This is a genomic window from Duganella vulcania (genome assembly GCF_009857655.1).
GTDB lineage: Bacteria > Pseudomonadota > Gammaproteobacteria > Burkholderiales > Burkholderiaceae_D > Rugamonas > Rugamonas vulcania.
On the sequence record NZ_WWCX01000108.1, the window covers coordinates 1 to 18,210 of the forward strand.

The following is an 18,210-nucleotide window of genomic DNA, read 5'->3' on the forward strand; positions in this document are numbered from 1 at the left end:
CAGCCGGCGCGGCGGCGGCCGGCGCAGCCGCAGGGGCTGGCGCGGCGGCCTTCGGCGGCGCGGCGGTGGTCTTGCCTTCGATGGCGTCGGTCAGGATGACTTCCAGGTCCTTGGGCATGGCAGGCAGGCTGTCCGGCTCGGCGCCGTTGCTCAGCTCGGCGAGCTGGTCGGCCACGAAGCCGGAAGCCTGCAGCGCCGCCTCGATCGCGATCGGCGTCACCGGCGCGGCGCCGGTGCGCAGCGCGTCGAACAGGTTCTCGGTCAGGTGGCAGGCCGCCACCAGCGCCGGCAGGCCCATGAAACCGGCCCCGCCCTTGATGGTGTGGAAGGAGCGGAACACCGCGTTCAGCGTTTCTTTGTTGTCCGGGTCGCGTTCGAGCCGCAGCAGATGCTCTTCAACGTTGACCGCAAGATCCATCGCCTCGACGACGAAATCCTTGAGCATATCGTCCATTAGAATCCCAGATCAGCAAGCAGGTCGTCGACATTGTCCTGGTTCAGGGCAACGGCCGGAGCCGAAGGGCCTTGCATCAGGCTCACCTCTTTTTGCGCGATTTTCTCGCGTACCGCCGGCGGCGCGTTGTCGCGCAGCAGCGTGGCCAGTTCGTGCTCCACCGTCTTGGTGATGTTCACGACTTTCTTGATCAGCTGGCCGGTGATGTCCTGGAAGTCCTGGGCCATCATGATTTCCAGCAGGCGGGCTTTCTCGGCCTCGGTCGCGGCCGACACGGCCCCGGCGAACGCTTGCGAGTCGCCGGCCAGCTGCTTGAACTGGTCCAGGCTCAGCTTGCCGGCGAACAGGTCGGCCCAGCGGGTTTCCATTTCCTTGGATTTCTTCGACAGCGTGTCCTGCTCCGGCATGCCCTCGTCCAGGGTGTTGAGCACCTTGTTGGCGGCTTGTTCGGTCAGGGTGGCGACGTATTCGAGGCGGTCCTGGGCATCGTTGATCTGCGACGACGCTTCGGTCAGCGCCTTGTCGTAGCCCAGTTCGCGCAGCGAATCGTGCAGCAGGCGCACGATGCCACCCAGGCGTTCGAACATGGGCTTGTCTTCGCCGTCAACCGCGCCATCGGCCGGCGCGGCGGCGGCAGCGGCGGCCGGGGCCGGGGCCGGCGCGGGGGCGGGGGCGGGGGCGGCTGCCACCACGTCCGCCGGACGGGCCGATGCCACTTCGTCAAACAGGCTTTCCAAATCGTCTTCCGCAGCGGCAGCAGGCGCTGGAGCAGGCGCTGCGGTCTTGCTCTGGGCAGACACCTCGTCAAATAGTGCGTCGAAATCGTCAGCGGCGTTGGTCATAATCCCTGCTTCTCCATAATTTGTAAAATTGCTGCCCTAAAATTGCTTGCTTGTGATGACGCTCGGCAATATAACGCACTTACCCGAGTGTATCAGGGCACAGCCAGATTATTCAATCCCAGAGTGGGGTCGCCTGCCCTGCGCTCCGGGTCCAAGCCAAGTTCCGTTGTATTTGGTGATACTAACATTGGTTAGATCGACAAAACACGCTTTGAGACACAAAAGTAGTGCCACCGTGCAAAAAAAGCAGGTAAAAAGTGGGAAAGGCCACAAGCGCGCCCCAGCGTAAAGCACTTTTATTTGATAAGCATCAAGTCTTTCCATACTAACAATAATGTAAATCGGGACTACAATTAAGAGCAGCCAGCTGGTTTTAAAAGGAGGTTCATCATGTACCGCAAAATCCTGATCACCACCGACGGTTCCGCCGTTTCCAGCAAAACCGCCTGCGCCGGGGTGGCCTTTGCCGAGCAGATGAAGGCCGAGGTGCTGGTGCTGTTCGTGGCGCCGGAATACCAGTACCCGATCTATGTCGAGATCATCCCGCCCAGCTACCCCAGCGAGGACGAATACCGCGCCGCGATGCTGCGCGCCGGCAAGGAGCACACGCAGGACGTGGTCGATTCCTGCGCCAAACGCGGCGTGCCGTGCGAGGCGCTGACCGCGTTCGCGGAAAGCGCGGCGCTGAAGATCGTCGATGTGGCGGAAAAACACCACTGCGACCTGATCTTCATGGGTTCGCACGGCCGCAGCGGCTGGGGCCAGCTGTTGCTGGGCAGTGTGACCAACAAGGTGTTGTCGCATGCGAAAACACCGGTGCTGGTGCACCGCCTGATCAAGGAACCCGGCAGCAAATAAAAAGCGGGTTGGATGCTTTTTATAGTAAGATCACAAGGTTATTTCAAAAATAATAAAACTTACTTTTAGTCACTTTTTTAAGCATCTCTATGATCCGAATTGTCATCGCCGACGACCATACCATCATGCGCGAGGGTCTCAAGCGCATCCTCGACGGCGCGCCCGACATCGACATCGTAGGCGAGGCCATCGACGGCTTCGAGGTCCTGGGCCACGTGCGCCAGGGCGGGTTCGACCTGCTGCTGCTGGACTTGTCCATGCCCGGCCGCAGCGGGGTCGACCTGATCCGCCAGATCAAGGCGGAGGCGCCCAAGCTCGCCATCCTGATCCTCACCATGCACGAGGAGGAACAGTACGCGGTGCGCGCCATCCGCGCCGGCGCCCAGGGCTACCTGACCAAGGAAAGCGCCGGCACCCAGCTGGTCGGCGCGATCCGCAAGGTCGCCTCCGGCCGCCCCTACATCAGCACCGAGGTGGCCGAGCAACTGGCGCTCAACATCATGATGCCCAACGAGAGCCTGTTGCATAAACAGCTGTCGGACCGCGAATTTGAGGTTTTTTCGCTACTCGTGGCCGGGAAATCGATCACGGAAATCGCCAACAGCTTGCATCTTAGCGTCAAGACCGTCAGCACCCACAAGACCCGCATCATGCAGAAAATGGGCATGAGTTCCCTCTCAGAAATGGTGCAATATGCCGTCGCGCACCGTTTGTTATCTCCCTTCAAGACCTGATCCGGCCGTCCGCCATTAGGACAACTCCTACAATGCTGCGCCCTCTCCTACGCGCAGATTCAGCCATTGCTGATATCTATCTCCCCCCCGCGTTGGCATACTGAAACCATACGATTCATGCTGCATGGCTACACATCGCCGCATGATGCCGTGCCACACACCACAACAGGAAACCAAGCAGCGCGGCCTCGTCCAGTTCCCGTCCTTTCTCAAAGCCTTACCCTGTACACAGGAGATCAACATGCTGTCTACGCAAGCGTCTGAAATTCGCCCGGCCACCACTGCCACGATGCAGTCCTCCTCGATGGAGGCGGGCCGTCAGCGCCAGGGGCGGCTCTGGTCCAACCTGAAGGAAGTGTGCGACCTGCTGCACATCCCGGCAGCCTGCTCGATCAGCAACGAGGAGCTGCTGTTCCAGCATGTGCAGTTCAAGACCGGCCAGCGCATCCACACCATCGGCCAGCCGTTCGACACGCTGTACATCGTCAACTCCGGCTTCCTGAAGACGGTGCTTATCGACGAGTTCGGCAACGAGCAGGTGCTCAGCTTCCCGATGAAGGGCGACATGCTGGGCGTGGACGGCATCCACACCCGCCATTATTCCTCCGAGGCCGTGGCATTGTCCGACTGCGACCTGATCCTGCTGCCGTTCAAGAAGCTGACGGCGCTGGGCCGGGTCCACCTGGAACTGGAAAACATGATGTACGGCGTCATGAGCCGCGAGCTGGTGCGCGAGCAGGCCATGATCGGCATGCTGGGCGCGCTCAGCGCCGAGGCGCGCGTGGCGCGCTTCCTGGTGTCGCTGGCCGAGCGCTTCGCGCAGATGGGCTATTCCAGCAAGCTGTTCAACCTGCGCATGACGCGCCACGAGATCGGCAGCTACCTCGGCCTGACGCTGGAAACAGTCAGCCGCACGCTGTCGGCCTTCAACGAGATCGGCCTGATCAGCGTGGACCAGCGCACCATCGGCATCAAGGATCCGGAGGCGCTGAAAACCCTGCGCCGCCTGCCGCCCTCGCGCACCCGCGCCAAGCAACAGGCCGCCGCCAAGGCCAAGGGCGAGGACGCCGTCGCGCCCGCCCAGTTGCTGGCCGCGCTGTAGCCAGCTCCCGTACCCAGCTTGGGCCCGGTTTCTCCTGCCGGGCCTTTTTTTATCCGTGGCGGCCCGGCAGTCAATAACTCCTAAATAACGCTTGCATTCCTTCCGTGCTTCCACAATAATGAATGCAAATACGAATCATTCTTATTAAGGAGCCTTGAAGATGACCACGACCCTGCCCGCCACCCCACCCGCCATCCACGCCGCCGCCGTCGTGGGCGCGCCGGTCGCCGTGCCGACCAAGCGCATCACCAGCGCCAGCCTGATGGGCGATGGCCGCGAAGTCGAGATCGAACATTCGGGCCGCATTTACCGCCTGCGCATCACCCAGCTCAACAAGCTGATCCTGACCGCATGACGGACACCGTTCACTGTGCGTGAACCAGGGCGCCAGCGCGCCCTCCCCCTCCCCGAGTAGCCAGCCGTACGCCAGCCAGACTCTCCACTGTTCCCAGGAGCGTTTGATGGCCATAGACCGTAGCAATCCGATTTTTCTCGCCCCGTCGCACGGCGGACACAATCCAGAACTGATGCTGTCCGCCGTGCTGCATCTGATGTCGCACTACACCGCCGGCAGCGACGACGCTGGCGGCTGCGTCAAGCTGGCGTCGGTGATCGAACGCCACCTGAAGGCGCTGGCCGGCCTGCCCGACCTGGCGCCGGTGCTCAGCGCCACCTGCCAGCAGCTGTCCGAGCAGTGGGCCGCCGTGGTCGAGCGCAACCTGCACGCCCAGGAGAAAAGCAATTTCCTCAGCCGCATCATGGCGCGCGCCCGCACCGCGCCCGCCGCCGCGTAAGGAGCGCGCGCCCATGTGCGAAAAACACGATCCGCTGGCGGCCATCATCGCCGCCGCCATGCCGCAGGTGGCCGGCGCACTGGCGCCGCCGCGCCACACCGAACAGCAGCTGGTCAAGCCCGTCATCGTCAATGTGGCGCAGGCGCTGGACCAGGCCCACGCCTCGCGCCGCCGCCGGCTGTGGGAGCTCGGCCATGCCTGCCACTGCCCGCTGGTCGGCGTCGGCTTCCCGCTGGGTGTGCTGCGCAAGCTGGTGGACAAAGTCACCTCGGGCAAGGTGCTGGCCGACGATTACGAGGTACACGTCGGCGCCGTCACCGAATGCGGCAGCCGCAACCGCCTGTCGGAAGCGCTGCAAAAGGAGCTCGAGCGCCGCTACGCCGCCGTGCTGCTGCGCTTCCGCGCCGCCAAGAGCACCGCTGACGTGGCCGCGCTGTGGCGCGCCGCCGTGGCCAACGGCGATGTCGCCGGCGCCTTCTGGGCCGGCCTGACGCATCCGCGCTGCAACGCCGAGCTGGAAGAACAGATGTGCCGCGACCTGCACATGGTCCAGCACCAGGCCGGCGCCTGCGTGCGCGCCGACATCAGCAAATTCAACGCCACGCTGGCCGAGAACGCGCGCCTGGCGCACGACCTGTCCAAGGCCCAGCAGCGCGCCGCCGCCCTGCTGGCCGACAAGAGCGCGGACGGCGAACGGCACGCGGCGCAGCTGATGCAGCTGCGCGCGCAGTCGGTCGGCAAGGACAGCATGATCGATTCGCTCAGGGCCGAGCTGGAACAGTTGCGCGAGTCCATCCCCGGCCTGGAAAGCCGCGCCCGATTGGCCGAGCGTTTGACGCAGATGGAGGATAGGGAACGCGGCATGCGCAACCAGATCGCCGAGCTCAAGCTGGAGCTGGCGAAGGCGCGCACGGCGGCCGACCCGGCGCCGGCGCAGGAGGAAACGCGCCAGGTCGTCGAGCATGTGATGCGGATGCCGCTGAGCCTGAACGACCGCGCGGTGCTGTGCGTGGGCGGACGCAGCGGCAACGTCGCCACCTACCGCGAGCTGATCGAGCGCGAAGGCGCGCAGTTCGCCCACCATGACGGCGGCCTGGAGGACAACGCCAACCGCCTCGACGCCAGCCTGGCCGCGGCCGACCTGGTGATCTGCCAGACCGGCTGCATCAGCCACAGCGCCTACTGGCGGGTCAAGGACTACTGCAAGCGCAACGGCAAGCGCTGCGTGTTCATCGACAACCCCAGCATCTCCAGCCTGGCGCGCGGCCTCGAACAAGCGAACGCCGAATAAAAAAAGCCCTGACCGATACAACCGCTCAGGGCTTTTTTACTTAGAACACAGGCTTAGAACGCCAGCGTGCCGGTCAGGTAGACCGTGCGGCCGATCTGGTCGGTGTAGCGCGGATCGAAGCCGACCTGGTGGCCCGACGAGGCGCGCAGCGACAGCGGCGGTTCGCGGTCCAGCAGGTTCTTCACGCCCATGCGGATCGAGGCGGTCTTGGTCAGCGCCAGCTTGCCCTGCCAGTCGATCGTCAGGTACGACGGCACCCACAGACGGATGCTCTCGTCCTTGCCGCTGTCGACGTTACGCACGGTCGCTTGCGCGTCGCGGTAGCCGTTGCGGTAGTTGGCGCTCAGCGTGTTGCTCAGCTTGCCGGTGTCCAGCGTCAAGCCGGCGCGCACGATGTGGCGGAAGGCTACCTTGTTGTCGACGCCGAAGAAGTTCAGGTCGCTGGTCCAGTCGCCGTCGGTGCCCGGACGGGTGTAGTCCGACTTCATCAGGTAGGTGCCGTTCAGGTTGGCGGTCAGCTGGCCGAACGAGAACTTCTTGCGGCCCACCATGTCATAGTCGATACCCTGGTTGTGGGTCTTGCCGATGTTGATCGACAGGCTCTTCATCGCCCAGTAGGTGTTGCCGGTCGATGGCTCGGTGAAGGTGCTGAACAGGTCGCGGAACTTGGCAGGATTGCCGAAGATCTGCTGCTCGCTGATCGACGACACGGCGTCGGTGATCTTCACGTCCCACAGGTCGGCGCCAAACGAGAACGACGGGCTAGGCTCGACGCGGAAACCGATCGAGTACTGCTTGGAACGCTCAGGCTTGAGCTGCTCGTTACCGCCGGACAGCTGGTTGTACTGCACATTGCCAGGGCGGCACAGGTCGGTGCCAGGGAATGGGCAGGCGTAGCTGTTGGCGGTCACGCCGGCGCTGACCAGCGGCTGGCCGATGTCGAGCATGCTAGGCGCCTTGAAGCCGGTGCCGTAGGAGCCGCGGAACAGCAGGGTCTTGGTAGGCTGCCAGCGGGCCGACACCTTGTAGGTGCTGGCCGACTGGGTCTCGCCCATCTTGCGGTGCGCCAGCAGGTTGTCGACGCCGTCGATGCTGTCGTAGCGGCCGGCCAGGGTCACTTCCAGCTCCTTGGTCAGCGGCGCCAGCAGCTCGCCGAACACGCCGTACGAGGCGCGCTTCATGTCGTACGCGGCTGGCGCGCTCAGGTTGTAGACCATGCCGCTGGCCGCGGCGGCCGATGGGGTCTGCTGGTAGGCGTACTCGCGGTAGTCGGCGCCGATACCCAGGTTGGCGGCGCCGCCTGGCAGCGTGAACACTTCACGCGAACCGTGCGCGTCCACGCCCTTGAGCGTGGTCGACGCTTCGCGGATCGAACCATGGAAGATCGAGTTGGCGATCTGCGCCTTGGTGGCGTCGCTCTGGTTGCCGATCGGCGCGAACGGATTGAAGGCGTTGGTGGCCAACATGTCCTTGAATTCCTTGGTCAGCGCGTAGCCGCCCACATAGCGCTCGTCGAGCTTGTTGCGCGACCAGGTCAGGCCGGTGCCGAAGCTCCAGGCGCCGATCTCGCCGTCCGCGCCGATGACCAGGTGCTGGGCGTCGGTCACGGTCTGGCTGTCGCGGGTGCCCCAGTCGTAGGTGCGGTAGCTGCCCGACACTTGCTTGACGTTGGCGGCTTGGTCGGCGGTCAGGTATGGCAGCACGTAGGTGTTGTAGCGGTCCGAACCCGGCGCGATGGTGAACGGCGCGATGTTCTGTGCGATGCGCGCGGTCAGGTCCAGGCGCGACAGCGCCATCTCGGCGAACACGGTGATGTCGTCGCTGGCCTTGTACTGGGCCTTGGTGAAGAAGCTGTCACGCTTGTTCTGCGGCGAGATTTCCACCGCCGGGGTGGAGTCGAACGAGCAGTTGCGGGTGTCGGCCGTGTTGTTCAGGCTCACGTAGGTCTGCTTCGGGCAGCTGCCGTTCTGCGCCAGGTAAGGGCTGAAGCCGATCGGCGCCAGGCCCTTGTTGAAGGTCACGCCGACGTTGGCCGGGGCGGCCGCAGGGCTGGTGCGGTCGTAAATGTAGTTGTGGCCGTTGTAGTTGAACGGGATGTACGAGGTCGACGCGAACGAACGGTCGGTGGCCTTGACCGGGCTTTGCTCGTCGTGGCGGTAGGTCGCCAGGATGTTGAAGCGGTCTTCCTGCAGGTCGCCGAAGCCGTAGGTCAGGTTGGTGTTGTACGACTGGCCCGGACGGCCGCTGGTCGGCTGCGACCAGGTGGCGTCGACGGTGCCGCCCTGGGCGTTTTTCTTCAGGATGAAGTTGATCACGCCGGCGATCGCGTCCGAACCGTACAGGGCGGAGGCGCCGTCGGTCAGGATCTCGACGCGCTCAACCGCGCTCATCGGGATGGAGTTCAGGTTGATGGTGCTGCCCGAGCCGGTCGGCGCGATGCGGCGGCCGTCCAGCAGGACCAGGGTGTAGCTCTCGCCGATGTTGTGGATCGAGGCGGACACGATGCCGCCCGAGTTGGAGCCGGCGGCGGTGGCGGCGATGCTGAAGCCCTGCATCGCAGGCAGCGATTGGATCAGGTCGGCAACGGTGGTGGCGCCGGTCTTGGCGATTTGTTCCTGCGACAGGCGCTGCACTGGCAACGCGCCTTCGACGGCGATGCGCTTGATGCTCGAGCCGGTGATTTCAACTTTCTGGATAGCCTCGTCTGCAAAGGCCTGGCCAGCGATCAGTACCGTACCGGTCAGCACGCTCAGGGCGATACGCACGGAGCGCACGCCGATTTTTTCTTGCAATACCATTCAAACTCCCGATTAAAAACGTAAAAACCGAGAGCAATGCCATACCGCTGTGTGACGACTGCAAACCGAAGATGCACCGAAAGTCAGGGAGTCGAAGTGACCAACATTGCTCTTCGATAACAGAATTATCGGGCCTGCCGGTACATTTTGATACATAGTTGAAGCAAATTTAGAACAAACCTCACAAGTTTGCCTGACGCGCCTTATGACAAAATTAAATTTCCATATTCACACAATGATATATCGATAAAACGTAATATTTTGATATTCTCAGAATGTTCAAATCCGCACCACTACGGTGCGTTGTAATAAAACATCAATAGACGTCGCGCCGGTAGCGGCCGGCGGCGGCCAGCTGGTCCAGCGCTTCGCGGCCCAGCGCGGCGGCCAGCGCGGCGTCGACGCCGGCCGCCATGCCGTCCAGGCTGCCGCACACGTAGATGGCGGCGCCGGCCGCGACCCAGGCGCGCACCTCGTCCGCCTGCTCGGCCAGGCAGTGCTGCACGTAGCGCCGCTGCGGCTGGTCGCGCGAGTACACCAGGTCCAGCTTTTCCAGTTTGCCGTGCAGCTGCCAGGTCGCCAGTTCGTCGCGATAGTGGGCGTCGTGCGCGGCGCTGCGTTCGCCGAACAGCAGCCAGTTGCGGGCCCGGCCGGACGCGGTGCGCGCCTTCAGGTGGCCGCGCAGGCCGGCGATGCCGCTGCCGTTGCCGATCAGGATCAGCGGGCGCTGCGCGTTGTCCTCCAGCCGGAAGCGGCGATGCTGGCGCAGGCGCAGCCGGATGGCCTGGCCGGGCTCGGCCTGCCGGGTCAGCCAGCCCGAAGCGGCGCCGTGGCTGCCGTCCTCGTGCGTGTGCAGGCGCACCAGCAGGTGCACGCGGCCGTCGGCCGGAATCGAGGCGATCGAGTATTCGCGGGCGCGCTCGGGATCGGCGGGCGCGCAAACCTGCACCAGGTCGCCCGATTCCCAGGCCGGCAAGGCGCCGTTTTCGGGCGCCAGCTCCAGGTGGTACAGCGGCGCGCCGGCGCTGCCGGGATTGAGCAGCACGCGTTCGGCCAGGCGCCACGATTCGAAGGCCGGGGCGCTCCAGTCCGGCGCGTCGCTGGTGCCGGCCAGATGGCTGAGCTGTTGGCGCCAGGCGCCGATGGCCTCGGCCGAACTGCGGTTGACCTCGATGCGCGGGAACAGGCTTTGCGCGCCCTGCGCCTGCAGCCACTGGTCCAGCGCGCGGCCGAAGCCGCAGAACTGGGCGTAGGCGCTGTCGCCCAGCGCCAGCACGGCGTAGTGCAATTGCGGCAGCGCCAGCCCATTGGCCATCAGGCGGCCGGCGAAGGCGGCGGCGGCGTCCGGCGCATCGCCCTCGCCGTAGGTGCTGACCAGGAACAGGATGCGCTCGGCGCGTTGCAGGTCGTCCGCGCGCAGCTCGGACAGTTCGCTCAGCTGCGCCGGGATGCCGGCCAGGCGCAGCGTCGCCAGCGTCTGGCCGGCCAGTTCCTCGGCGTTGCCGGTCTGGCTGGCGTAGGCCACGATCCAGCCCGGGTTGGCGGCCGCCTCGGCCTTGGCGCGCCGCGCGGCCAGGCGCTTGCGGCGCGTGCGCAGGTAAGGCGCCAGGCAGACCAGCGCGTAGCTCATCGCCAGGCTGGCTACCAGCATCAATCGGGTGGGGTCGTTGGTCCAGATCATTCGTCGAGCATGCTGCGTAAATGGGTACTCATGTGTTCGGTAAAACCGCCGTCCGCCTGGCGGACGACGAAGCGGGCGGCCAGGCCCAGGCGCTCGGCCAGGCGCAGGCCGTGTTCGCAGCCCAGCACCGTCAGCGCGGTGGACCAGGCGTCGGCCGCCATGCATTGCGGATGCACCACCGTGACGGAGGCCAGGTCGTTGGCGATCGGCATGCCGTTACGCGGGTCGATGGTGTGGGAATAGCGCCGTCCGTCCAGTTCGAAATAGCGGCGGTAGTCGCCCGAGGTCGCCACCGACAAGCCATGCAGCGCCAGCACCAGTTCGCCCGGTTGCCGCGCGCCGGCATCGCCCACCTGCTCCAGCGCCACCCACCACGGCTGGCCGTCCGGCTTGAGGCCGGCGCCGCGCAGCTCGCCGCCGACTTCCACCAGGCAGTGCGCGTAGCCTTGCGACTTCAGGAAGTACGCCAGCCGGTCCACGCTGTAGCCCTTGGCCACGGCCGACAGATCGAGCTGCACGCCGCCCGGCTGCCAGGCGCGGCGGCCTTCACGGTCCAGCAGCGCAGGCGGCAAGGCCAACGCCGCGCCGATCTGCGCGGCCGACGGCGGCACGAAATCCGGCTGGCCGAACCTGCCGTGCGGGCCGAAGCCCCACAGGTTGACCAGCGCGCCGGCGCAGGGATCGCAGGCGCGGCCGGACTCGCGGGCCACGTCCAGCGCAAACGCCAGCACGTCGAAAAAAGCCGGCGGCAGCTGCTGCCAGCTGCCCGCTTCCGCGCGGTTGAAACGGCCCAGGTCGGAATCGGTTTCCCAGTGGCTCATCTCGGCCACCACGGCATCGAGCTGTTGCTGCAAGCCTTGCCGCACATGGGCGCAGGCGTCGTCCGGCGCGGCCACCAGCCGCGCCGACCAGCTGGTGCCCATGCTGTGGCCGGCGAAATCGCGGATCACGCCGCCGGCGGGCGCCGGTTCTTCGGACACGACATGAGGCAGCAAGACCCGGCGCATGGTGAGCGTACCGCGCCTTATTGCGGCAGGATTTCCACCGTCGCCGCGTAGCTGACGCGGCGCGGCGGCATCTGCGGCGGCTGGCCCGGCACCTGCGGCGCGGCGGCCGGCCAGGCGCTGCTGACCAGGTACATGCCCGCAGCCGGCAGCTCGAACGTGGCTTCGCCGTTGGCGTCGGTGTTCTTGCGCAGCTCGCCCAGCGTGCCGCGATAGCGCACGCCGCCCGGGATCAGGCTGAAGCCCTGGTTGGCCGCGGGCTTGCCGTCCAACAGGAAGCGCCAGGTGGCCTTCTCGCCCGCGCGCATGTCGTTCGGATGCGTCACCGGCACCAGCTCCAGGCCCACGCCGGTCGGCTTGAACACCGCCATGTCCGGCGTGCCGGTGGAGACGAAGGTCTCCAGCCGGCTCTGCATGCGCGTCAGCTTGACGTCGCTGGCGTCGGCCGGCACGTCCTTGGCCAGCGATTCCTCGCTGCCGCGGAAGCGCTTCATCTCGCCGTCCTTGTTCTTGTAGCTGCCCATCACGCCCTGCGACACCAGCGCGATGCGGTAGGTGCCCGGCTTGGGCAGCTTGAGGTCGAAGGTGTTGCGCAGCTTGCCGTTGCTGACGTTCTCCATGTTCAGCTTGCCGCCGTCCGGGCCGGTGATGACGATGCCGTCCAGCTTGAGCGGCTGGTGGTCGATGTCGAACAAGCCTTCGGAAATGGCGGCGTCCACCGTCACCCAGGCTTCCTTGCCTTCGACGATGGTGGACGACGGCAGCAGCCACGGCTTGTGCGCCTGCGCGCTCAGCGACAGGCCGGCCAGCGCCAGAGCAATAAACGATTTATACAGTTTCATGGCCATGCCTTAAGGTTTGAGTTGAACCACCACGGCGCCCAGTTCTTCCTTGCCCTGGCCGCTCACGTTCTGCGCCGACTTCGGCGGCCATTGCAGCGGCACCTTGACCGCCTCGCGGCCGCCGGCTTCGCGCGCGGCCTCGACCACCAGCGTGTACTGGCCGGCCGGCAGCTTGTCCAGCGTGGCCTTGGCGCCCGGGAAGGTCAGCGACTGTTCGCCCGGCGCCCGGGTCGCGCCGCTCACGCCGTCCATCGGCATCGCCAGGTCGCGGCCGCTCTTGCGCCACCATTGACGGACATCCTTGAGCCACTTGGTGCCGGCGTTGTCCTTCTTCTTGGTGTCGTACAGCACGGCCAGGTTGGCCACCACTTTCTGGTCGGCGTTTTCCAGCCATGCGGCGATGTAGGGGCGGTGGTATTCGGCCACGTTCAGTTGCGGCACTTCGAGCTTGAGCGCGAGCTCGGCGCCCGTGGCCGTGGCGCTGGCCAGCGGCAGGCTGAGTGCGATGGAATAGCGTAATTTCATGGAGAACCTGTCGTGAGATTAATGAATGAACAGCAGTGCGATAACAAACGGAATCAGGATGCCCAGGCCCACCATCGGCCAGGTGAACGGCCGGTTGGCCGCGTGGAATTTCAAAATCAGCAGGCCGGTGATGCAGAACACCAGGCAGGCGCCGGCAAAGATGTCGATGAACCAGTTCCAGGCCACGCCGGTGTTGCGGCCCTTGTGCACGTCGTTGAGCCACGAGATCCAGCCACGGTCGGTGTTCTCGAATTCGGCCGCGCCGTCCTCCAGCGCGATGCGCACCCAGGCGTCGCCGCCGGCCTTGGGCAGCGGCAGGTAGACTTCATCGGCGGCCCATTCGGCCACGCGGCCGCCGGCCTGCACCTTCCAGGTGTCGCGCAGCCATTGCTCGGCGGCGGCCGGCAGCGGCTCCCTGGCGCCGTCGTGGCCGGCCGCGTAGGCGCGCAGCTGCGCGGTCAGCGCGGCCGGCGCGGTGGCCTGCTGGCGCACCACGGACGGCTTGGACTCGATCTGCGACGCATGGTTCAGCGTGATGCCGGTAATGGCGAACAAAAACATGCCCAACAGGCACATCGCCGAACTGACCCAGTGCCATTGATGCAGATGCTTGAGCCATACGGCACGGCTGGCGTTACGGGCGGAGGCTGCGGCTTGGGCGCTCAAGGACTGTCCTTCTTTATTTGAATAATTTTAGATGATAATGATTATCATTTGCAAAGTCAATTGCCAGCATGTATCGCTAATGTAAAACAACGTGAAGTCACGCACGGTGCGCTCGCCCGGGGACGGCTATGGTGGAGGAACCGTCCACTATCATGGAGGCGCATCATGCCGCTCTACAATCAGGAACAGATCCATGCCCTCGCGGCGCGGATCAAGGATGTGCCGGTCGGCATGTTCACCACATCGGGCGACCAGAACGTGCTCACCTGCCGCCCGCTGCCCACGCAGCAGATCGACAACGAAGGCAATCTCTGGTTCTTCACGGCGGACGACGCCGACTTCACCGCCGACCTGCAGCAGCACCCCGACGTCAACATCAGTTTTTCCAATCCGAAGGAGAACCTGTACCTGTCGGTGTCCGGCCACGCCTGCATGCTCAAGGACCGCGCCAAGGCGCGCGAGCTGTGGCACCCGACGGTGCGCGGCTGGTTTCCCGGCGGGCTGGACGATCCGCACCTGGCGCTGATACGGGTGCGCGTGCAGACCGCCGAATACTGGGATGCCGGCGCCGGCAAGATGAAGCAGCTGTTGCAGCTGGCCCGCACCGCCATCAGCGGCCGCACGCCGTTGCAGATGGGCCGGCATACCACGATCTGCCTGTGATCCTGGCGCGCACGCGAAAACCCGCCGGCGCCAGGCGCGCTGCAAACGCGTCCAGTGCCGGCGGGTTGTTTAGCGGACGGCGCCTACGCGCCCGGCACGCCTAGGACTTGGAGCCCGAACTGCCGGACGATCCCGAACGGCTGGAGCCGCCGCGGCTGCCCTTGCCGTTCTCCTCATCGTCCTCCTTGCCGCCCTTCGATGCGCTGCCGGGCGTGCTGCTCTGGCTGCTGCGGGTGTCGTTCTTGTGGCTCATGCTGCCGGCCCGGCGCGCCTCCTCCGAAGTGAATTCGTGCGCCGTGCCTTTCTCGTGGGCCGCGCGGCCGCCTTCGGCCGCGATCTCACGTTGCTGTTCCGGGTCCATGGAAGCGAAGCCGCGCTTGCTGGTGTCCTTCTGCTGGCTGCCGGATTTATCGCCCTGCTTGCCGCCCTGGTCGTGGTCCTGATTGGATGTGGCCATGATAGTCTCCTTGAAATCTGCTGCTGTCCGATCCTGCTTGTCGCACAGGAGCAGCCATCGTAGTTCACGGCCCAGCCACACAATATAGGACGCGTGCAGGCAGCTACGTAGGACCATTCCGTGTACCGGTAAGCATGGCTAACTGAATGTCCCTCAGCGTGCGCTGCCGTTCAGATGGAATCGATCAGTTCCGCCATGAAGCCGGTGTTGTCGTTCACCTCCTGGTTGATGATGACGTGTTCCTCGCCCACCATCAGCATCGCCTCGATTTCCGGCGACAGCCTTGGCGGCCCGTATGGCACTGCGCTTTCCCCCTTGGACGATGTGCCCTGCTTCCCCTGACGCGGTAGGACGGCGTTCTTTTTTCTGGTCGACATATGTAATCCGTTTTCGATGGTCAACAAACACGCGCGCCATACCGGCCGCAACGCACTGCCCTCCAGAGTATCGCGGGCGGCGCGCGCGCGCCATCGGAGGCTGCCTAGAACGAGCGTAGGACAGTCACGGAAAACGGCTAGGAGTTGAGGCCTTTCATGCCTTCCTGCGGATAGCGTTCGCCGGCGGCCATGCCGGGCGGCAGCGCCGCGCCGATGCGCGCCAGCTCCTCGCCGCTGAGCCGCACCTGCAGCGCGCCCAGGTTCTCCAGCAGGTAGGAGATGCGCTTGGTGCCGGGAATGGGCACGATATCGACGCCGTATTCCCCGCCCTGCGCCAGCAACCACGCCAGCGCCAGCTGGGCCGGCGTGCAGCCCTTGGCGGCGGCGATCTCGCGCACGATGTCGACGATGCGCTGATTGGCCGCCATATTGTCCTCGGCGAAGCGCGGGCTGATCTTGCGGAAGTCGCCCTCCTCCAGCGGCGCCACCTTGCCGGTCAGGAAGCCGCGCCCCAGCGGGCTGTATGCGCAGAACGCGGCGCCCACCTCGCGGCAGGCCTGCAGCACGCCGTCCTCCGGGTCGCGCGTCCACAGCGAATATTCGCTTTGCACGGCGGCCACCGGATGCACGGCGGCCGCGCGCCGCAAGGTGGCGGGCGAGACTTCGCACAGGCCGATGGCGCCGATCTTGCCTTCGCGGACCAGCCGCGCCAGCGCCTCCATCGATTCCTCCAGCGGCGTCTCGGCCAGGTTCAAACGGTGTATATAGTATAAATCGATATGCTCGATGTTGAGCCGGCGCAGCGAGGCCTCGCACGCCGCGCGGATGTAGGCCGGCGAGTTGTCGACGCGGCGCTCATAGTTGCCGGCCTTGCGCACCAGGCCGAACTTGGTGGCCAGCGTCACATGCTCGCGCTTGCCTTGCAGGAAGCGGCCCAGCAGCTCCTCGTTGTGGCCGACGCCGTAGGAATCCGCCGTATCGTACAGCGTGACGCCGGCCTCGTAGGCGGCCTCCAGCGTCGCCAGCGATTGCGCGTCGTCGGTGGCGCCGTAGAACTCCGACATGCCCATGCAGCCCAGACCGATACCCGATAACGATAATTTCTTCATGCCGACCTCCATTGATGGTTGATGAAGCCGAGTCTAGCGGGCGCGGGCGGCGTGCGGAATGTGCAAAATCGTGATACCTTTTCAGTATCATGAGAACACTCGATACGCATGCATTGCAAATGTTCGTGGCCGTGGCCCAGTGCCTGAACTTCCGCCAGGCCGCCGAGCAGCTGCACATGACGCAGCCGCCGCTGAGCCGCGCCGTGCGCCAGCTGGAGGAGCGGCTGGGCGTCAAGCTGTTCGAGCGCGACACCCAGCACGTGGCGCTGACGCCGGCCGCCGCCGAATTGCTGCCGCGCGCGCTGCGCATCCTGGCCTTGCTGGACGAGGCCGAACAGGCGCTGCAGGCGCGCCAGCCCGCCATGCGGCTGCGGCTGGGCATGACCTCGTCGATGGAGTCCGACCTGTACCGCGCCTTCACCGACGGCATCCCGGCCGCGCTCGGCGGCGGCACGCTGGAAACGGTGTTCGACACCTCGCCGCACCTGGTCGCCCGCCTGCGCGCGCGGCGGCTGGACGCGGCCATCATCGCGCTGCCGACCAAGACCTTCGACCTGCCGGTGCAACCGCTGGGCAAGCAGCCGACGCTGGTCGCGCTGTCGAGCCGCCATCCGCTGGCCAGGCGCCGCAGCCTGTCGCTGGCCGACCTGCAGGACCAGCCGGTGTACTGGTTCGAGCGGGCGCGCCAGCCGGCCTTCTTCGACCACAGCCACGCCGTGTTCCGCAAGCACGGCTTCGCGCCGCGCTTCCTGCTGGAACCGCACGACCATCACGTGCTGCTCAGCGACGTGGCGGCCGGCAAGGGCATGGCGCTGCTGCCCACCTCGTTCGCGGCGATCAGCCGGACCGGCGTGGCCTACCGCAAGCTCAAGGAAGGCGACGAGCTGGCCGCCGGCCTGGGCCTGATCGTGGCCGACGGCCACCCGGCCGAGGCCCTGCTGCGGCGCCTGGCGGCCGAGACGCTGGGATGAACCGCTGCGGCCAGGCGCGGAAACGGCTACCATACCGTCCTGGCTCATTTTTACATCCAAAGACATCATGACTTTCACTATCAGCGACACCGCCTACGGCACCGACACTCCCGAAGCGAAGCGCGCCATGTTCGACGACCTGCGCTCGCAGTTGACCGGCCTGGTGCACGGCGAAAGCGATCTGATCGCCAACACCGCCAACTTCAGCTCGCTGGTCTTCAACAGCATGCCCGGCCTGAACTGGGCCGGCTTCTACTTCCTCAAGGGCGAGGAGCTGGTGCTCGGGCCGTTCCAGGGCAAGCCGGCCTGCATCCGCATCAAGAAGGGCCGCGGCGTCTGCGGCACCACCGTGGTGGAGGGCAAATCCATCGTCGTGCCGGACGTGCACGAATTCCCCGGCCACATCGCCTGCGACGTCAACTCGCGCTCGGAGCTGGTGGTGCCGGTGCGCGGCGCCGATGGGGCGATCGTCGGCGTGTTCGACCTCGACAGCCCGCTGCCGAACCGCTTCGACCAGACCGACGCCGACGGCATCGAGGCGCTGGTCAAGATCCTCGAAGCCACGCTGGCCTGAGCGGACACGGTCCCGGCTCGCCGGGACTATTTTTTCGCTTGCCAACAGACCGACCGGTCTGTACAGTAAACCGCATGACGACACCACCTACCCGAGACCGGCTGATCCACGCCATGGGCCACGCGCTGCAGCACAAAGGCCTGCACGGCGTCGGCCTGAGCGAAATCCTGGCCGCCGCCGACACGCCCAAGGGCGGCCTGTACCACCACTTCCCCGGCGGAAAATCCGAGCTGGCGGTGGCGGCCATCGAACAACAAGTGGCCGACCTGTGCGCCCTGCTGGACAAGCTGCTGCCCGGCGCCGATCCGGTGGCCGCGCTGGAACTGTGGATCGGCCGCGCCCAGCAGCGCCTGGCCGCCAGCGGCTTCCAGCGCGGCTGTCCGCTGGCCACGGTGGCGCTGGAGTCGGCGGCGGAGGACGTCGCCATCCGCCAGGCGCTGGCCGACGGCTTCGCCGCCATCCGTGCCC

Annotated in this window: 21 protein-coding genes; 10 read left to right on the forward strand and 11 right to left on the reverse strand. The window is 65.6% G+C overall.

The features are described 5' to 3' along the window. Positions 1-454: Hpt domain-containing protein (locus tag GTP90_RS30695; protein WP_175048299.1), on the reverse strand; the 454-nt coding region annotated here is incomplete at its 3' end. Then, on the reverse strand, positions 454-1,296 hold the full coding sequence (locus tag GTP90_RS30700) for a protein phosphatase CheZ (protein ID WP_161087076.1): 843 nt from the start codon (positions 1,294-1,296) through the stop codon (positions 454-456). The genes GTP90_RS30700 and GTP90_RS30695, both read right to left, overlap by 1 nt. 390 nt (positions 1,297-1,686) lie before the next feature. Between GTP90_RS30700 and GTP90_RS30705 the strand changes: the two genes are divergently transcribed. The 6 genes from GTP90_RS30705 (at position 1,687) to GTP90_RS30730 (ending at position 6,075) form a co-directional block, all read left to right on the forward strand. After that, entirely contained in the window at positions 1,687-2,154 is a 468-nt protein-coding gene (locus GTP90_RS30705) for a universal stress protein (protein WP_028819635.1), read from the forward strand. Positions 2,155-2,243: 89 nt separating this feature from the next. After that, positions 2,244-2,888, forward strand: a complete 645-nt coding sequence (locus GTP90_RS30710; RefSeq protein ID WP_008450985.1) for a response regulator — start codon at positions 2,244-2,246, stop codon at positions 2,886-2,888. A 304-nt stretch (positions 2,889-3,192) separates the two neighbouring features. Next, complete coding sequence (locus GTP90_RS30715) at positions 3,193-3,990, forward strand: Crp/Fnr family transcriptional regulator (RefSeq protein WP_161087092.1); 798 nt, start codon at positions 3,193-3,195, stop codon at positions 3,988-3,990. A gap of 160 nt (positions 3,991-4,150) precedes the next feature. Then, a complete protein-coding gene (gene hemP, locus GTP90_RS30720) occupies positions 4,151-4,345 on the forward strand; it encodes a hemin uptake protein HemP (RefSeq protein ID WP_161087077.1) in 195 nt (64 codons plus the stop codon). Between the two features lie 106 nt (positions 4,346-4,451). Then, positions 4,452-4,784 (forward strand): hypothetical protein, encoded by a 333-nt coding sequence (locus GTP90_RS30725; protein ID WP_161087078.1) that lies wholly within the window; start codon positions 4,452-4,454, stop codon positions 4,782-4,784. A gap of 13 nt (positions 4,785-4,797) precedes the next feature. Continuing rightward, on the forward strand, positions 4,798-6,075 hold the full coding sequence (locus GTP90_RS30730) for a DUF2325 domain-containing protein (protein ID WP_161087079.1): 1,278 nt from the start codon (positions 4,798-4,800) through the stop codon (positions 6,073-6,075). A gap of 53 nt (positions 6,076-6,128) precedes the next feature. On the opposite strand, the gene GTP90_RS30735 is transcribed toward GTP90_RS30730, so the two are convergent. The 6 genes from GTP90_RS30735 to GTP90_RS30760 all read right to left on the reverse strand — a co-directional run bounded on the left by GTP90_RS30735 (position 6,129) and on the right by GTP90_RS30760 (position 13,591). Further along, a complete protein-coding gene (locus GTP90_RS30735; protein WP_161087080.1) occupies positions 6,129-8,873 on the reverse strand; it encodes a TonB-dependent receptor in 2,745 nt (914 codons plus the stop codon). Between the two features lie 316 nt (positions 8,874-9,189). Beyond that, positions 9,190-10,554: a sulfite reductase subunit alpha gene (locus GTP90_RS30740; RefSeq protein ID WP_161087081.1), complete on the reverse strand. Its 1,365-nt coding sequence runs from the start codon at positions 10,552-10,554 to the stop codon at positions 9,190-9,192. Next, the gene (locus GTP90_RS30745; RefSeq protein ID WP_161087082.1) at positions 10,551-11,561 is read right to left on the reverse strand and encodes an FAD:protein FMN transferase; all 1,011 of its coding nucleotides are present in this window, start codon (positions 11,559-11,561) and stop codon (positions 10,551-10,553) included. Before GTP90_RS30745 ends, GTP90_RS30740 begins: the two co-directional genes overlap by 4 nt. 17 nt (positions 11,562-11,578) lie before the next feature. Then, the gene (locus GTP90_RS30750; protein ID WP_161087083.1) at positions 11,579-12,400 is read right to left on the reverse strand and encodes a DUF4198 domain-containing protein; all 822 of its coding nucleotides are present in this window, start codon (positions 12,398-12,400) and stop codon (positions 11,579-11,581) included. Between the two features lie 9 nt (positions 12,401-12,409). Beyond that, positions 12,410-12,925, reverse strand: coding sequence for a DUF2271 domain-containing protein (locus GTP90_RS30755; RefSeq protein ID WP_161087084.1), 516 nt, complete (start codon positions 12,923-12,925; stop codon positions 12,410-12,412). An 18-nt stretch (positions 12,926-12,943) separates the two neighbouring features. After that, positions 12,944-13,591, reverse strand: coding sequence for a PepSY-associated TM helix domain-containing protein (locus GTP90_RS30760; RefSeq protein WP_161087085.1), 648 nt, complete (start codon positions 13,589-13,591; stop codon positions 12,944-12,946). Positions 13,592-13,756: 165 nt separating this feature from the next. Here GTP90_RS30760 and GTP90_RS30765 point away from each other — a divergent pair, with 165 nt between their 5' ends. Beyond that, positions 13,757-14,254, forward strand: coding sequence for a pyridoxamine 5'-phosphate oxidase family protein (locus tag GTP90_RS30765; protein ID WP_161087086.1), 498 nt, complete (start codon positions 13,757-13,759; stop codon positions 14,252-14,254). 100 nt (positions 14,255-14,354) lie between these two features. Here the strand turns inward: GTP90_RS30765 and GTP90_RS30770 are convergent, their stop codons facing one another. The 3 genes from GTP90_RS30770 to GTP90_RS30780 all read right to left on the reverse strand — a co-directional run bounded on the left by GTP90_RS30770 (position 14,355) and on the right by GTP90_RS30780 (position 16,197). Continuing rightward, positions 14,355-14,711, reverse strand: a complete 357-nt coding sequence (locus GTP90_RS30770; protein WP_161087087.1) for a KGG domain-containing protein — start codon at positions 14,709-14,711, stop codon at positions 14,355-14,357. A gap of 170 nt (positions 14,712-14,881) precedes the next feature. Beyond that, the gene (locus GTP90_RS30775; RefSeq protein WP_161087088.1) at positions 14,882-15,088 is read right to left on the reverse strand and encodes a hypothetical protein; all 207 of its coding nucleotides are present in this window, start codon (positions 15,086-15,088) and stop codon (positions 14,882-14,884) included. Positions 15,089-15,225: 137 nt separating this feature from the next. Further along, a complete protein-coding gene (locus GTP90_RS30780; RefSeq protein ID WP_161087089.1) occupies positions 15,226-16,197 on the reverse strand; it encodes an aldo/keto reductase in 972 nt (323 codons plus the stop codon). Positions 16,198-16,286: 89 nt separating this feature from the next. On the opposite strand from GTP90_RS30780, the gene GTP90_RS30785 reads away from it, so the two are divergent. From GTP90_RS30785 to GTP90_RS30795, 3 genes are all read left to right on the forward strand, one after another. Next, entirely contained in the window at positions 16,287-17,168 is an 882-nt protein-coding gene (locus GTP90_RS30785) for a LysR family transcriptional regulator (RefSeq protein ID WP_161087090.1), read from the forward strand. Positions 17,169-17,235: 67 nt separating this feature from the next. Further along, positions 17,236-17,742, forward strand: coding sequence for a free L-methionine (R)-S-oxide reductase MsrC (gene msrC, locus GTP90_RS30790; protein ID WP_161087091.1), 507 nt, complete (start codon positions 17,236-17,238; stop codon positions 17,740-17,742). Between the two features lie 74 nt (positions 17,743-17,816). Continuing rightward, the coding region (locus tag GTP90_RS30795; RefSeq protein WP_254452124.1) for a TetR/AcrR family transcriptional regulator at positions 17,817-18,210 on the forward strand (394 nt) is incomplete at its 3' end.

What these genes read in the sequence shown, in the direction of transcription:
- GTP90_RS30700 (WP_161087076.1), bottom strand. Translation starts at nt 1,296, where the DNA reads ATGACCAACGCCGCTGACGATTTCGACGCACTATTTGACGAGGTGTCT.
- GTP90_RS30705 (WP_028819635.1), top strand. Translation starts at nt 1,687, where the DNA reads ATGTACCGCAAAATCCTGATCACCACCGACGGTTCCGCCGTTTCCAGC.
- GTP90_RS30710 (WP_008450985.1), top strand. Translation starts at nt 2,244, where the DNA reads ATGATCCGAATTGTCATCGCCGACGACCATACCATCATGCGCGAGGGT.
- GTP90_RS30715 (WP_161087092.1), top strand. Translation starts at nt 3,193, where the DNA reads ATGGAGGCGGGCCGTCAGCGCCAGGGGCGGCTCTGGTCCAACCTGAAG.
- hemP (WP_161087077.1), top strand. Translation starts at nt 4,151, where the DNA reads ATGACCACGACCCTGCCCGCCACCCCACCCGCCATCCACGCCGCCGCC.
- GTP90_RS30725 (WP_161087078.1), top strand. Translation starts at nt 4,452, where the DNA reads ATGGCCATAGACCGTAGCAATCCGATTTTTCTCGCCCCGTCGCACGGC.
- GTP90_RS30730 (WP_161087079.1), top strand. Translation starts at nt 4,798, where the DNA reads ATGTGCGAAAAACACGATCCGCTGGCGGCCATCATCGCCGCCGCCATG.
- GTP90_RS30735 (WP_161087080.1), bottom strand. Translation starts at nt 8,873, where the DNA reads ATGGTATTGCAAGAAAAAATCGGCGTGCGCTCCGTGCGTATCGCCCTG.
- GTP90_RS30740 (WP_161087081.1), bottom strand. Translation starts at nt 10,554, where the DNA reads ATGATCTGGACCAACGACCCCACCCGATTGATGCTGGTAGCCAGCCTG.
- GTP90_RS30745 (WP_161087082.1), bottom strand. Translation starts at nt 11,561, where the DNA reads ATGCGCCGGGTCTTGCTGCCTCATGTCGTGTCCGAAGAACCGGCGCCC.
- GTP90_RS30750 (WP_161087083.1), bottom strand. Translation starts at nt 12,400, where the DNA reads ATGAAACTGTATAAATCGTTTATTGCTCTGGCGCTGGCCGGCCTGTCG.
- GTP90_RS30755 (WP_161087084.1), bottom strand. Translation starts at nt 12,925, where the DNA reads ATGAAATTACGCTATTCCATCGCACTCAGCCTGCCGCTGGCCAGCGCC.
- GTP90_RS30765 (WP_161087086.1), top strand. Translation starts at nt 13,757, where the DNA reads ATGCCGCTCTACAATCAGGAACAGATCCATGCCCTCGCGGCGCGGATC.
- GTP90_RS30770 (WP_161087087.1), bottom strand. Translation starts at nt 14,711, where the DNA reads ATGGCCACATCCAATCAGGACCACGACCAGGGCGGCAAGCAGGGCGAT.
- GTP90_RS30775 (WP_161087088.1), bottom strand. Translation starts at nt 15,088, where the DNA reads ATGTCGACCAGAAAAAAGAACGCCGTCCTACCGCGTCAGGGGAAGCAG.
- GTP90_RS30780 (WP_161087089.1), bottom strand. Translation starts at nt 16,197, where the DNA reads ATGAAGAAATTATCGTTATCGGGTATCGGTCTGGGCTGCATGGGCATG.
- GTP90_RS30785 (WP_161087090.1), top strand. Translation starts at nt 16,287, where the DNA reads ATGAGAACACTCGATACGCATGCATTGCAAATGTTCGTGGCCGTGGCC.
- msrC (WP_161087091.1), top strand. Translation starts at nt 17,236, where the DNA reads ATGACTTTCACTATCAGCGACACCGCCTACGGCACCGACACTCCCGAA.